This is a genomic window from Ewingella sp. CoE-038-23, assembly GCF_040419245.1.
Lineage (GTDB): Bacteria > Pseudomonadota > Gammaproteobacteria > Enterobacterales > Enterobacteriaceae > Ewingella > Ewingella allii.
In genome coordinates this window covers 3,835,852-3,850,853 of the sequence record NZ_JAZHOH010000001.1, presented here as the reverse complement: position 1 = coordinate 3,850,853, position 15,002 = coordinate 3,835,852, and the positions used below count along the sequence as shown (strand labels likewise).

Annotated in this window: 11 protein-coding genes; 10 read left to right on the top strand and 1 reads right to left on the bottom strand. The window is 52.6% G+C overall.

Features of this window, described 5'->3' with window-relative positions:
* The first annotated feature begins 15 nt into the window (after nt 1-15).
* Both V2154_RS18420 and V2154_RS18415 read left to right on the top strand, forming a co-directional pair.
* Entirely contained in the window at nt 16-369 is a 354-nt protein-coding gene (locus V2154_RS18420) for a DUF2620 domain-containing protein (RefSeq protein WP_034793057.1), read from the top strand.
* A 16-nt stretch (nt 370-385) separates the two neighbouring features.
* The gene (locus V2154_RS18415; protein WP_353503357.1) at nt 386-1,678 is read left to right on the top strand and encodes a YhfT family protein; all 1,293 of its coding nucleotides are present in this window, start codon (nt 386-388) and stop codon (nt 1,676-1,678) included.
* Nucleotides 1,679-1,806: 128 nt separating this feature from the next.
* Here the strand turns inward: V2154_RS18415 and loiP are convergent, their stop codons facing one another.
* Nucleotides 1,807-2,559, bottom strand: coding sequence for a metalloprotease LoiP (gene loiP / locus V2154_RS18410; RefSeq protein ID WP_353503356.1), 753 nt, complete (start codon nt 2,557-2,559; stop codon nt 1,807-1,809).
* A 249-nt stretch (nt 2,560-2,808) separates the two neighbouring features.
* On the opposite strand from loiP, the gene tkt reads away from it, so the two are divergent.
* The 8 genes from tkt (at nt 2,809) to V2154_RS18370 (ending at nt 14,986) form a co-directional block, all read left to right on the top strand.
* On the top strand, nt 2,809-4,803 hold the full coding sequence (gene tkt / locus V2154_RS18405; protein WP_353503355.1) for a transketolase: 1,995 nt from the start codon (nt 2,809-2,811) through the stop codon (nt 4,801-4,803).
* Nucleotides 4,804-5,314: 511 nt separating this feature from the next.
* Nucleotides 5,315-6,331 (top strand): erythrose-4-phosphate dehydrogenase, encoded by a 1,017-nt coding sequence (gene epd, locus V2154_RS18400; RefSeq protein ID WP_353503354.1) that lies wholly within the window; start codon nt 5,315-5,317, stop codon nt 6,329-6,331.
* A 71-nt stretch (nt 6,332-6,402) separates the two neighbouring features.
* Nucleotides 6,403-7,566 carry a phosphoglycerate kinase gene (pgk, locus tag V2154_RS18395; protein ID WP_353503353.1) on the top strand — a complete coding sequence of 388 codons (1,164 nt, stop codon included), beginning with the start codon at nt 6,403-6,405 and terminating at the stop codon, nt 7,564-7,566.
* A gap of 127 nt (nt 7,567-7,693) precedes the next feature.
* The gene (fbaA, locus tag V2154_RS18390) at nt 7,694-8,773 is read left to right on the top strand and encodes a class II fructose-bisphosphate aldolase (protein ID WP_034793046.1); all 1,080 of its coding nucleotides are present in this window, start codon (nt 7,694-7,696) and stop codon (nt 8,771-8,773) included.
* Between the two features lie 158 nt (nt 8,774-8,931).
* Nucleotides 8,932-9,315 carry a lysozyme inhibitor LprI family protein gene (locus V2154_RS18385; protein ID WP_353503352.1) on the top strand — a complete coding sequence of 128 codons (384 nt, stop codon included), beginning with the start codon at nt 8,932-8,934 and terminating at the stop codon, nt 9,313-9,315.
* 24 nt (nt 9,316-9,339) lie between these two features.
* Nucleotides 9,340-10,422 (top strand): LacI family DNA-binding transcriptional regulator, encoded by a 1,083-nt coding sequence (locus V2154_RS18380; protein ID WP_353503351.1) that lies wholly within the window; start codon nt 9,340-9,342, stop codon nt 10,420-10,422.
* A gap of 136 nt (nt 10,423-10,558) precedes the next feature.
* Nucleotides 10,559-13,657 carry a beta-galactosidase gene (locus V2154_RS18375; RefSeq protein WP_353503350.1) on the top strand — a complete coding sequence of 1,033 codons (3,099 nt, stop codon included), beginning with the start codon at nt 10,559-10,561 and terminating at the stop codon, nt 13,655-13,657.
* Between the two features lie 60 nt (nt 13,658-13,717).
* Nucleotides 13,718-14,986 carry an MFS transporter gene (locus V2154_RS18370; RefSeq protein ID WP_353503349.1) on the top strand — a complete coding sequence of 423 codons (1,269 nt, stop codon included), beginning with the start codon at nt 13,718-13,720 and terminating at the stop codon, nt 14,984-14,986.
* The last annotated feature ends 16 nt before the right edge of the window (nt 14,987-15,002 follow it).

The following is a 15,002-nucleotide window of genomic DNA, read 5'->3' as shown; positions in this document are numbered from 1 at the left end:
ATTAAGGTAAATAAAATGAAAAAAATTGGTATTGCAGGACTACAGCGCGAGCAGATTCAAAAACTGGTAGAAGCCACAGCACCCGGCGAATTCGAATGTCACATTTTAAGTGATATGGAAGCCGCCTCAAAAGTGAAAAAAGGCGAGCTGGATTACTACATTGGCGCCTGTAACACCGGCGCGGGCGCGGCACTGTCGATGGCCATCGCCATCATCGGGTACAACAAAAGTGCCACCATTGCTAAGCCGGGTATTCAGGCGAAAGCCGATCAGGTTGCGAAATTTATTGCTGAAGGCAAAGTGGCTTTCGGTCTGTCGGTCGAGCACGTGGAACACGCAATCCCACTGTTGATCACCCAGTTACGTTAATCGTGAGATAACCACTATGGAATACGTACACATTGTTGTGGTGGCGTTATTAACCGGGATGACCGCCTTACTGGCGCACAAATCGGTTGCAGTGTTTCATGACGGTATCCGACCAATTCTTCCGCAACTGGTAGAAGGTAATATGAGCCGCCGTGAGGCGGGCAGTATTGCATTTGGTCTGAGCGTGGGCTTTATCGCGTCAGTGGGGATTTCCTTCACCCTGTCGACCGGCCTGCTTAACTCATGGTTACTGTTCCTCTCCACCGATATCATCGGCGTGCTGGCGATTAACGCCTATCTGGCCTTCGGCTTAGGGGCTATCTGGGGCGTGTTGGTGTTCACCAGCCTGCCTGCGGTAAACAGCGTGCTGACCTCGCTGCCGGTTAACTTTATCGGTTCGCTGGGTGAGCTGAGTTCGCCCGTTATCTCCGCGTTTGCACTCTTCCCGCTGGTGGCTATTTTCTATCAGTTTGGCTGGAAGTCGGGCGCTATCGCGGCGCTGCTAGTGCTGCTGACTCGCCTGCTTATTGTGCGATTCACGCCGCTCTCTCCAGAATCTATCGAGATTTTCGTCGGTATGATTTTGCTGATTGGCATCGCGATTTACAAAGATATCAAGGCCAAAGCACACCTCGGCGGTGGTGGCGAGTCGATGTTCGAAGAGCGAACCTCGCGCATTATTAAGAACTTGCCGCTCATCGCGATTGTCGGTGCACTGATCTCTGCGGTGGCCAGCATGAAGCTGTTCGGCGGCAGCGAAGTGTCGATTTACACCTTGGCAAAAGCCTATGCGCCGGGCGTGTCTCCGGCGGACTCTGCGAGCCTTATCCATCAGGCAGCACTGGCTGAATTCATGCGCGGCTTGGGCTTCGTGCCAATGATTGCCACCACGGCGCTGGCGACCGGGGTCTACGCCGTAGCCGGTTTCACCTTCGTCTTCGTGGTGGGTTATTTGGTGCCGAACCCGTGGTTAGCTGCACTGCTGGGCGCAATTGTGATCAGCTTAGAAGTGCTGTTGCTGCGTTCAATTGGTAAATGGATGGGGCGTTTCCCGTCGGTGCGTAATGCGTCTGACAACATTCGTAATGCCATGAACTTGCTGATGGAATACGCGCTGCTGATTGGTGCCATCTTCGCCTCGATTAAAATGGCGGGTTACACCGGTTTCACCATGACCACCGCGATTTACTTCCTCAACGAAGCCTTGGGTCGCCCAGTACTGAAAATTGCAGCGCCAGTGGTTGCGGTTATCATTACCGGTATCGTGCTTAACTTGTGCTTCTGGGCGGGTATTTTTATCCCAGCATAAGATAAAGCCAGTAATGCAGATATCAACCTGGTCACGTCATTGAATGGCGGGAAATCAACAGGTTGGAAAGGCAAAGGCGCGGATCACACCGCGCCTTTGTGCTTTTGGTGCAGAGCTGTTGTGAGGCGTTACTGTCCGGCAGCAATGCGTTCGCGAATGTGCTTGGCGCGAGCTTCGGAAGAAGGGTGGTCGTCAAACCAGCCAATGCTGCTGCCTTGTTCCATTTTTGCCAGTTTTTCGAAGCTGGTGGCGAGGCCAGTCGGGTCGATGCCGCGTTTCTTCAATAAGTCGAAGGAGTAGTCATCCGCTTCTGATTCTTGCTTTTGCGAGAACTGGGCGTTGACATATTTTTCACCCAGATCGGCGAGTTGTGACTGTGACAGCGTGGCGCTGATGCCGCCCAGTGACGAAGCCGCGGAGCGCGCGGCGGTGGCACCGTAGGCAACCTGCATCGCTTTGCGGGTATGGCCGAGGGCGACGTGGCCCATTTCGTGGCCCAGCACGCCTTCTACTTCGTTGTCATTCATCATGTCCATCAGGCCGCTATAAACGCGAATACAGCCGTTGGCCATGGCCCAGGCGTTGACGTCTTTGGTCAGGTAAACCTTATAGTTGGCGGGCGTGCCGTTGATGTTGTCACCCAGCGCGGCAGAAATTTTCTTCAGGCGTTGAGCGTATTCGCTATTGTCTGGCGCGATTTGGGCTTTCTTGTCCATCTCTTCGCAAGACTGCACGCTGAGGGTTTTAACATCAGCGTCAGACAAGGTGGCAGCCTGATAAGCCTGAGAGCCGGACTGCATCAGGGTGTCGGTATTCAGATTGGCGCAGCCAGCCAGCAGGGTCGCAAGGCTTAGGCTCAACAGCGCAGGAGTCATTTTCATCAGTTTTGGTTCCCAAAAGTAACAATCAGAAGCAAAGAAAAAGCCTTAAAAAAGGCCTTAACGACAAGGATAGCGGTAAATTAGGCTTTTAGGGCTTGCCGTTCTATAGTTGATATCCTAAAAATTGCACTGATTCAAAAGTCTTTTTTGTGAAGTTCATCACGCGTGTGAATAGAGATTGCCGTTTTAATGCCTAGTCTGAGAAAATGATTTTCTTGACTGCTTTTTTAATCCGACCTGGAGTAGAACATGTCCTCTCGTAAAGAGCTTGCGAACGCTATCCGTGCATTGAGTATGGACGCCGTGCAGAAAGCGAATTCCGGCCACCCTGGCGCCCCTATGGGCATGGCTGATATTGCCGAAGTCCTGTGGCGTGACTACCTGAACCACAACCCAACTAACCCACACTGGGCTGACCGCGACCGCTTCGTGCTGTCTAACGGTCACGGTTCTATGCTGATTTACAGCCTGTTGCACCTCACTGGCTACGACCTGCCAATCGGCGAGCTGGAAAACTTCCGTCAGCTGCACTCTAAAACCCCGGGCCACCCAGAATACGGCTACACCCCAGGCGTTGAGACCACCACCGGCCCGCTGGGGCAGGGGATTGCAAACGCAGTCGGTTTCGCCATCGCAGAACGCACGCTGGGCGCGCAGTTTAACAAGCCGGGTCACGACATCGTTGACCACCACACCTACGCCTTCCTGGGCGACGGTTGTATGATGGAAGGCATCTCGCACGAAGCCTGTTCACTGGCTGGCACCATGAAACTCGGCAAACTGACCGCGTTCTATGATGACAACGGCATCTCCATCGATGGCCACGTTGAAGGCTGGTTCACTGATGACACTGCTAAACGTTTCGAGTCTTACGGCTGGCACGTAGTGCGTGGTGTTGATGGTCATAACCCAGACTCCATCAAAGCGGCTATTGAAGAATCCCACAAAGTAACCGACAAGCCATCCCTGCTGATGTGCAAAACCATTATCGGTTTCGGTTCACCGAACAAAGCCGGTACCCACGACGTGCACGGTGCTGCGCTGGGTGCTGCGGAAGTGGCTGCAACGCGCGAAGCGCTGGGCTGGAAATACGCCGCCTTCGAAATTCCACAGGACATTTATGCTCAGTGGGATGCTAAAGAAGCCGGTAAAGCGAAAGAAGCCGCGTGGGACGCTAAGTTCGACGCGTACGCGAAAGCTTACCCAGAACTGGCAAAAGAGTTCAAACGCCGTATCAAGGGTGAACTGCCAGCTAACTGGGAAACTGAAGCACAGAAATTCATCGAGCAGTTGCAGGCTAACCCTGCCAACATCGCAAGCCGCAAAGCGTCACAAAACGCGCTGGAAGCTTTCGGTAAAGTGCTGCCAGAATTCCTCGGCGGCTCTGCTGACCTCGCGCCAAGCAACCTGACCATGTGGTCTGGTTCTAAGTCTATCGGCGACGATCAGGCGGGTAACTATATTCACTACGGCGTGCGCGAATTCGGCATGACCGCAATCACCAACGGTATCGCTCTGCACGGCGGTTTCCTGCCGTACTCTGCGACCTTCCTGATGTTCGTTGAATATGCCCGTAACGCGGTGCGTATGGCGGCACTGATGAAGATCCGTAACGTGTTCGTCTACACCCACGACTCTATCGGTCTGGGCGAAGATGGCCCAACGCACCAGCCGGTTGAGCAAATTGCCAGCCTGCGCGTTACGCCAAACATGAGCACCTGGCGTCCAGCGGATCAGGTTGAATCTGCCGTAGCCTGGAAATACGCTATCGAGCGCAACGATGGCCCGGTTACTCTGATCTTCTCTCGTCAGAACCTGACCCAGCAACCGCGTACTGCCGAGCAATTGGCAAACGTGGCGCGCGGTGGTTACGTGCTGAAAGACAGCGAAGGCACGCCAGACGTGATTCTGATCGCGACCGGTTCAGAAGTGGGCATCACCGTAGAAGCCGCTGACAAGCTGGCCGCTGCGGGCACCAAAGTGCGCGTAGTGTCTATGCCTTCTACCGACGCCTTCGACAAGCAGGACGCGGCTTACCGTGAATCTGTACTGCCGAAAGCCGTTACTGCTCGCGTAGCAGTAGAGGCGGGTATCGCTGACTACTGGTTCAAATACGTTGGCCTGAACGGCGCTATCGTGGGTATGCACAGCTTCGGCGAGTCTGCACCAGCTGATCTGCTGTTCAAAGAGTTCGGCTTCACTGTCGACAACGTCGTAGCTCAGGCTCAATCTTTGCTGAAGTAATTCGCTAAAAGACCGAGCCAAAAGGCATCCTTCGGGATGCCTTTTTTATGGCGGGTTTGCAATGAAAGAGTATGACCCGGCTCGCAGTTCTCGTTAGCAATGACGTAGGTCAAACTGCGTGGCCGCCGCCTCGGCTACACTCAAATTCCCTAATCAGTATTTAATGTTGTCCGTTGAATGATAAAAAGGCTGACGTAAATACGATGTAAACGTTAAAGCGGGGGAGCGAAGGGCTTGGCTGTGGCGATTTTTTCAGCGATCGCTTCAGGAAATGCGCCGAAATCGGGCGGATTATTCCTTTTGCATACGCTTTCGTTTATGCTCTGCTGAACCGTTTCAGTTGCAAAGTTAGTGGTTAACGTCGCCGCTGAGTGGTTAACGTGTTTTTACAATAATAGCGAAACGCCGTCCCGGCATGCAGAAACGTTGTTGAGAATGATTCACCGTTACTGCGCACTGCATTACTATAGGGTTACCACCATTAGGTAACAACCGTGTAACAGGGAGAAGTATGCCAATACGTATTGCAATTAATGGCTTTGGTCGCATCGGCCGTAGCGTATTGCGCGCGTTATATGAATCCGGGCGTCGGGCAGAAATTAGCGTTGTCGCTATTAATGAACTTGCCAGCCCAGAAGGCATGGCTCACCTGTTGAAGTACGATTCCAGCCACGGGCGTTTCCCATGGGATGTCAGACAGGAAGGCGAACAGCTCTACGTGGGCGATGACAGCATCCGCCTGTTACACCAACCCGATGCAGCCAAGCTGCCGTGGGGTGAACTGAGCGTTGATGTGGTGCTGGATTGCACCGGCGTCTACGGCAGCCGTGAGGATGGCGAGATTCAGCTCAAAGCCGGTGCCAAGAAAATCCTCTTCGCCCACCCAGGCGGACACGATCTTGATGCCACCGTGGTCTATGGCGTCAACCACCAACTGCTTGAACGCCAGCACCGTATTGTCTCCAATGCTTCCTGCACTACCAACTGTATTATCCCAATTATCAAGCTGTTGGACGATGCTTATGGCATTGAGTCCGGCACCGTAACCACCATCCATGCGTCGATGAATGACCAGCCGGTCATTGACTCTTACCATGCCGATTTACGTCGCACCCGCGCAGCAAGTCAGTCAATTATCCCAGTAGATACTAAACTTGCTGCTGGTATCACGCGCATCATGCCGAAGTTCTGCGATCGCTTCGAAGCTATCTCAGTTCGCGTGCCGACCATCAACGTGACGGCGATAGATTTAAGCGTTTTTGTCGAGGGAAGTGTGGCGGTCGAAGAGGTCAACCAGCTGCTGCAAAAGGCCGCACAGGGTGCTTTTCGTGGTATAGTTGACTATACCGAACTACCATTAGTCTCGACAGATTTTAACCATGATCCACACAGTGCCATCGTGGATGGCACCCAAACGCGGGTCAGTGGTCAGCACCTGATTAAGACACTTGTCTGGTGCGACAATGAGTGGGGTTTTGCTAACCGAATGTTGGATACAACATTGGCAATGTCCGCTAGCGGTTTCTAGTACGGCACTCCCAGCTTGTTGCTGGAATTGCCCTCAAGCAACTTTAAAGAGAATCAACGAGAGGATTCACCATGTCTGTAATTAAGATGAGCGATCTGGATTTAGCGGGTAAACGCGTACTGATCCGTTCAGACCTGAACGTACCAGTAAAAGACGGCAAAGTGACGTCTGATGCCCGTATCCGTGCTTCTTTGCCTACTATCGAAGCCGCCCTGAAACAAGGCGCTCGTGTGATGGTAACTTCGCATCTTGGTCGTCCGACTGAAGGCGAGTACAACGAAGAGTTTTCTCTGCTGCCAGTAGTTAACTACCTGAAAGATAAGTTGTCTTCTCCTGTTCGTCTGGCTAAAGATTATCTGGACGGCGTTGATGTTGCTGAAGGTGAGCTGGTTGTTCTGGAAAACGTTCGCTTTAACAAAGGCGAAAAGAAAGACGACGAAACCTTATCTAAAAAATACGCTGCCCTGTGTGACATCTATGTGATGGACGCATTCGGTACTGCGCACCGCGCGCAGGCATCTACTCACGGTGTGGGTAAATTCGCACCAGTAGCCTGTGCAGGTCCACTGCTGTCTGCTGAGCTGGAAGCACTGGGCAAAGCGCTGGGTAATCCAGCTCGCCCAATGGTTGCTATCGTGGGTGGTTCTAAGGTTTCTACCAAGCTGACTGTGCTGGAATCCCTGTCTAAAATCGCTGATCAGCTGATCGTAGGTGGTGGTATTGCTAACACCTTCGTTGCCGCGCAAGGCAACAACGTGGGCAAATCCCTGTACGAACCAGACCTGTTAGACACCGCGAAAAAACTGCTGGAAACCTGTGATATCCCAGTTCCAACAGACGTTCGCGTAGCGACTGAGTTCTCTGAAACTGCAACGGCTACCGTTAAGCAAGCTTCAGAAATCAAAGACGACGAACAAATTCTCGACATGGGCGACGTTTCTGCAAATCGTCTGGCCGAGATCATCAAAAACGCGAAAACCATTCTGTGGAATGGTCCGGTTGGCGTATTCGAGTTCCCTAACTTCCGTAAAGGGACTGAGATTGTCGCGAACGCGATTGCTGACAGCGAAGGTTTCTCCATCGCAGGCGGCGGCGACACTCTGGCAGCTATCGACCTGTTCGGTATCGCTGACAAAATTTCCTATATCTCCACTGGCGGCGGCGCATTCCTTGAGTTCGTTGAAGGGAAACAACTGCCAGCTGTTGTGATGCTAGAAGAGCGTGCTAAGAAGTAATGAACTTGAGTAGGCGGCATAAGGCTGCCTACTTTTCTATTTCGCGCGAGGGGCTGCACAGTGGAACTCAGGCGAGATAGCAACCGATTCAAATCCATCTACGGCCGACGAAAAAGGACACCGAACTATGTCTAAAATTTTTGATTTCGTAAAACCTGGCGTCATCACTGGTGATGATGTGCAGAAAGTTTTCGCTATTGCTAAAGAAAACAACTTTGCTCTGCCAGCAGTTAACTGCGTAGGCACCGACTCTATCAACGCCGTTCTGGAAGCTGCTGCTAAAGTTCGCGCTCCAGTTATCGTGCAGTTCTCTAACGGTGGCGCTGCGTTCATCGCGGGCAAAGGTCTGAAAACTGACGTGCCACAAGGCGCGGCAATCCTGGGTGCAATCTCTGGCGCACACCACGTTCACCAGATGGCTGAGCACTACGGTGTTCCAGTTATCCTGCACACCGACCACTGCGCGAAGAAACTGCTGCCATGGATTGACGGTCTGCTGGACGCTGGCGAAAAACATTTCGCGAAAACCGGTAAGCCACTGTTCTCTTCTCACATGATCGACCTGTCAGAAGAATCTCTGGAAGAAAACATCGAAATTTGCAGCAAGTACTTAGCTCGCATGGCAAAAATCGACATGACTCTGGAAATCGAACTGGGTTGCACTGGTGGTGAAGAAGATGGCGTTGATAACAGCCATATGGACGCATCAGCTCTGTATACTCAACCACAAGACGTTGATTACGCTTACGAAAAACTGAACGCCATCAGCCCGCGCTTCACTATCGCTGCGTCATTCGGTAACGTTCACGGCGTGTACAAACCAGGTAACGTTAAACTGACTCCGACCATCCTGCGTGATTCTCAAGAGTACGTTTGCAAGAAACACAACCTGCCACACAACTCCCTGAACTTCGTATTCCACGGCGGTTCTGGTTCTACTGCTGCTGAAATCAAAGAGTCTGTGGGTTACGGCGTGATCAAAATGAACATCGATACCGACACCCAATGGGCTAACTGGGACGGTATTCTGCAGTTCTACAAGAAAAACGAAGCTTACCTGCAAGGTCAGTTGGGTAACCCGGAAGGCGCGGACAAACCTAACAAGAAATTCTATGACCCACGCGTATGGCTGCGTGCTGCACAGTCTTCCATGGTGACTCGCCTGGAACTGGCATTCAAAGAACTGAACGCCATCGACCGTCTGTAATTCAACCATTCTGATCTTTGGATCAGAGAGTGAGAATTACCTTAAAAGGGGCTTCGGCCCCTTTTTTTATTGTCTATAATCCGGCAAACATATGCCTGACTCTCCACAGGCTGGCTCTTTATAGGCACTCCACAGGCTCTCCATAGGAAAACAGGAAAATGCGTCTTACCGTTCTGCTGACTTTGTTAGCTTTGACCCCGCTGGCCCACGCCGCCGAGGTTGATTGTAAAAATGCCAACACCCAAATTGACATGAATATCTGCGCCGCGCAGGAATTCAAACACAGCGATGCCCTGTTAAATCAGGCCTATAAGCTGAAGATGTCGCAACTCAATGCTGACCAGCAGAAGAAGTTGAAAGTGGCGCAGCGCAGCTGGATTGCTTTCCGCGACAGCGACTGTGACTTCCAATCTTCTGGCGTTGAAGGCGGCTCAGCGCAGCCGATGGTGTATTCCCAATGTCTGCAAGCGAAGACCGAGCAGCGCACCAAAGAAATTAATGACATTATGCACTGCGAAGAAGGTGATTTAAGCTGTCCATAACATGAGGTCCGAAGGTAGAAAGCCATGAAGCCAAAATCTGTCACTCTTGATGATGTCGCGCGCCATGCGGGTGTGTCCTATCAGACCGTTTCTCGCGTCCTGAATCAGGCGGCGCACGTGTCCGTCAGAACGCGCGATAAAGTCGAACAGGCGATGGCTGAGCTGAATTACGTCCCAAACCGTGTTGCTCAGCAACTGGCGGGCAAAAAAAGCTTCACTCTCGGGCTGGCGACTACCGAACTGGCGCTGCACGCACCTTCACAAATCGCATCTGCGATGAAAACTCGCGCGAATCAGTTGGGTTTCAACGTTGTGATTTCGATGATCGACAACTTGAGTCTGGCCGCCTGCCGTACGGCGGTGAACGAACTGATGTCACAGCGGGTGGATGGGATTCTGATCAACGTGCCGCTGTCAAATGATGATGCGACAGCAATAGCTCAGCTTTGTGGCACTTTGCCGGCGCTGTTTCTGGATGTGGATCCCGAAGCAGACGTCTTCAAAATTCTGTTCGATCCGCATTGCGGGGCTGAGCAGGGGGTGGAACATTTGCTGGCGCTTGGACATCAGCAAATCGCGGTGCTGACTGGTCCGCTCGAATCTATCTCTGCGCGTTTGCGTTATGAAGGCTGGATAAATACGCTGGCTACGCGTGATATTACACCCTGTGCGATTCAGCACGGCGACTGGAGCGCGGCGTCGGGTTATCAGCAGGCGTTTTTACTGCTCAATCAGCCGAAGCGCCCGACAGCCATTCTGGTCGCCAATGACCAGATGGCGCTCGGTGTCCTGCGTGCCGTGCATGAGTTTGGTCTGCGGGTGCCGGAACAAATTTCGGTGATTGGCTATGACGATACTGAAGACAGTGCCTTTTTCTTCCCGCCGCTGACCACCATCAAACAGGATTTTCGCCTACTGGGGCATGAGAGCATCAATCGCCTGCTGGGTAATCTGCATAATCATGACAATCATCACGGTGGCTCCCTGTTGTTGCCCACTTCTTTGGTCGAGCGCCATACCACTGCCAGACCAGGCGCAGAAAATGTCTCACAGGAAACGTTGTCTCAGGAACTGATCCGGATCGCGCATCAGCTTAGTGCCCTGTAAACCTTCTTTGTAAACACTGACTGGCGCGGAATTTGTGATCCGCGTCCCTTTCCTGAATTCCTCCGCTTTACTTACTCTCTTCAGATAAGCATGTTTACATTATTGTGAGCGTATAACAATTTGCCGAGAAGAGAGTATGAACCCATCTGCTGAAGATAAATTATCATCGCTGGCCACCGTTCTGGCCCGCCGTGACTGGGAGAAACCTGCCTCGACGCAGTGCAATAGATTACCTGCGCATCCGCCGTTTAGCAGTTGGCGTGATGCTCAGGAAGCCAGAAAAAATCAGCCTTCAGCAAAAATCCGCTGCCTCAATGGCGAATGGGGTTTCAGCTATTTTAACCGCCCGGAGGCAGTTCCTGAGCAATGGTTGCAACAGGATCTGGTTGACGCCGATCGCCTACAGGTGCCATCAAACTGGCAGCTGGCAGGCTATGACGCGCCAATATATACCAATGTTCAATATCCGATCCCGGTGGATCCGCCGTTTGTACCCGAAGAAAACCCCACCGGTTGTTACTCGCTCACATTTTCTGTGGATCATGACTGGCTGAGCAGCGGACAAACGCGCATCGTGTTTAACGGCGTCAATTCGGCGTTCTATTTATGGTGTAACGGCAAGTGGGTCGGTTACTCACAGGACAGCCGTTTACCGGCTGAATTCGATCTCAGCAATGTTTTACACACTGGAGAAAACCGTCTGGCTGTGATGGTGCTGCGCTGGAGTGACGGCAGCTATCTGGAAGATCAGGATATGTGGCGCATGAGCGGCATTTTTCGAGATGTCACGTTACTGCATAAACCGGTGGAGCAAATCACCGACTTGCAGGTGCGCACGCATCTATTCCACGGTTTCACGCAGGCGGAGCTGGAAGTCCAGGTCAGTGCCGCCGTGCCGCAGGAAACTGCGACTGATTATCAGGTACGCGTCGAACTTTGGCAGGGCGATAAAGCGGTAGCAGAACATCAGCAACCGCTAGGCAGCGAAATTATTGATGAGCGGGGTGCAGTGTATGACCGTACTACGCTGCGCCTGCCAGTTAGCCGGCCGAAATTGTGGAGCGCAGAACAACCAGCGCTATATCGCGCGGTGATTTCACTGATTTCACCGACAGGCCAACTTATTGAAGCCGAAGCGTGCGATGTCGGTTTCCGTCAGGTTGAAATCAGCAACGGATTGCTGAAAGTAAACGGTCAGCCAGTGCTGATCCGAGGCACCAACCGTCACGAGCATCATCCTGAAAACGGTCAGGTTATGGATGAAGCCACCATGCGTCGCGATATTGTGCTGATGAAACAGCACAACTTTAATGCCGTGCGCTGCTCGCATTATCCGAATCATCCGCTGTGGTACAAGCTGTGCGACGAATACGGCCTGTACGTGGTGGATGAAGCGAATATCGAAACCCACGGCATGCAGCCGATGAATCGCCTGTCGGACGACCCGCTGTGGTTTAACGCTTTCAGCGAACGCGTCACGCGCATGGTTCAGCGCGACCGCAACCATCCCTGCATCATCATCTGGTCACTGGGCAACGAATCAGGGCATGGCGCAAACCACGACGCGCTCTATCGCTGGATCAAATCTGTCGACCCTACCCGTCCGGTGCAGTACGAAGGTGGGGGGGCTAACAGCGCAGCAACCGATATTATCTGTCCGATGTATTCCCGCGTTGAACAGGATCAGCCGTTCCCGGCGGTACCAAAATGGTCGATTAAAAAGTGGATCAGCATGCCGGATGAAACACGCCCGCTGATCCTCTGCGAATACGCTCATGCTATGGGCAACAGCTTCGGGGGATTCGATAAATACTGGCAAGCTTTCCGCCAGTATCCGCGTCTGCAGGGCGGTTTCGTCTGGGACTGGGTTGATCAGAGCCTGACCAAAACCTCGCCGCAGGGCAAAAGTTATCAGGTTTACGGCGGCGACTTCGGCGACACGCCGAATGACCGCCAGTTCTGTATGAACGGTCTGGTATTTGCCGATCGTACGCCGCATCCGTCCTTATTCGAAGCGCAGCGTGCACAGCAATTCTTCCAGTTCTCGCTGATCTGCACCTCACCTTTGACGATCGAAATTCAAAGTGAATATCTGTTCCGCGACAGTGATAACGAGCAGTTAGTCTGGCGTATTGAACATGACGGCGAAGTGATTTCACAGGGGGAAGCGGCGCTGAATATAGCGCCAAATGGTAAACAGACGTTAGAGCTGGGTGATATCCCGCAGGCCGAAGGTGATGTGTGGCTGAACGTTGCTGTACATCAGCCGCAGGCGACCGCGTGGTCTGAAGCCGGACATCGCAGCGCTTGGGATCAATGGCAGTTACCACAACCTCTGAGCCTGCCGGTGGCGGAGAGAATCCCCGCAGCTGCGCCGGTTTTGGATCAGCAGGGCGATCTGATTTCTGTGGCACACGGCGCGCAACGCTGGCAGTTCAGTCAGCAAACTGGGCAGCTTGAACAGTGGTTTGATGGCGAAACGCCGCGGCTACTATCTGCGTTGCGCGACCAGTTTGTCCGCGCGCCCGTCGATAACGATATCGGCGTCAGTGAAGTGAGCCGTATTGATCCGAATGCCTGGATTGAGCGCTGGAAAGCCGCTGGAATGTATCACCTGGAATCGCGGCTGCTGAATATCAGCGCCGATCAGTTGCAGGACAGGGTGGTGATTACTACCACTCATGGGTTTATGACCGATGAAGAAACGCGCCTGCTGAGCCGCAAAATTTTCAGCATCAATAATCAGGGCGAGTTGCATATCAGTGTCGACGTTCGTGTGGCGTCAAACGTGCCGTCACCGGGACGCATCGGCCTGACCTGTCAGTTAGCGGACAGCGCTGAGAACGTCAGCTGGCTGGGGCTAGGGCCGCACGAAAACTATCCCGACCGCCGTCTGGCGGCGCAACACGGTCGCTGGGATTTGCCGCTGGCTGAGTTGTATACGCCATACGTCTTCCCAAGCGAAAACGGCCTGCGCGGTGAGACCCGCGAGTTGGATTACGCCGGATGGAAGTTACGCGGCAATTTCCACTTTGGTCTGAGCCGCTACAGTCTGCGCCAGCTGATGGATACCAGTCATCGTCACTTATTGCGTGAAGAAGAGGGCACATGGCTGAACATCGACGGCTTCCATATGGGCGTCGGCGGCGATGATTCATGGAGCCCAAGCGTCAGCCCGGAGTTCCTGCTGACAGCCGGCCAGTACCATTACTCGTTCATTTGGAAACGTGCCTGACAGCCTGTGCCGCTGGGTTAACTCCCAGCGGCGCAATATTCAGACGTAAGGAAACTGCTTATGTATTACCTGAAAAACACTAACTTTTGGATGTTCGGGCTGTTCTTCTTTTTCTACTTTTTCATCATGGGCGCCTACTTCCCGTTCTTCCCTATCTGGCTACATGACATCAATCACATTAGCAAAAGCGATACCGGCACTATTTTCGCCAGTATTTCGTTATTCTCGCTAATGTTCCAGCCGGTGTTTGGTTTACTTGCCGATAAACTCGGGCTGAAAAAACATCTGCTATGGATCATCACCGGCATGCTGGTTTTGTTCGCGCCGTTCTTTATTTATGTTTTTGGCCCGTTACTGAAAATAAACATTTATCTTGGCTCGGTGGTTGGGGGGATTTACCTCGGACTGATTTACAACGCCGGTGCCCCCGCTATCGAGGCTTACATCGAAAAAGTCAGCCGTCGCAGCAGCTTTGAATTTGGCCGGGCGCGTATGTTTGGTTGTGTCGGCTGGGCGCTCTGCGCATCAGTGGTCGGCATCATGTTTACCATCAATAACGAATTCGTGTTCTGGCTCGGCTCCGGCTGTGCGGTGATCCTCGCCATTCTGTTACTGCTCGCCAAACCGGAGGTGACATCAAGCGCCCGGGTGGCCAACGAACTGGGAGTGAACTCCAAATCGTTCAATCTCAAATTGGCGCTTGAGCTGCTGAAAGACAAAAAACTGTGGTTTCTTGCCCTGTACGTGATTGGCGTTTCCTGTACTTATGACGTATTCGATCAGCAGTTTGCCAATTTCTTTACCTCGTTCTTTTCTTCATCTTCAGAAGGGACGCGCGTCTTTGGCTACGTCACTACCCTGGGTGAATTGCTGAATGCCTGCATCATGTTCTTCGCGCCGCTGATTGTGAACCGCATAGGTGGTAAGAATGCTTTGCTGCTAGCCGGGATGATTATGTCGGTGCGTATCATCGGCTCTTCATTTGCTTCTTCACCGCTGGAGGTGGTGGTACTGAAAACGCTGCATATGTTTGAAATACCTTTCCTGATTGTGGGCTGTTTCAAATACATCACGTCGGTGTTTGAGGTGCGTTTCTCGGCAACGATTTATCTGGTCACCTTCTGCTTCTTCAAGCAGCTGGCAATCATGTTTATGTCCGTCTTTGCCGGGAACATGTATGACCGTATTGGTTTTCACGGAACGTATCTGATCCTTGGGTTGATCGCACTGACCTTCACGATAATCTCAGCCTTCGCGCTGAGTGGTCGCGGGCCACTGCAGGCCTTTAAATCTCCTGAACCGCTGAAAAACAACCATGCAAATTCCTAATTTTACTGAAGTCTTT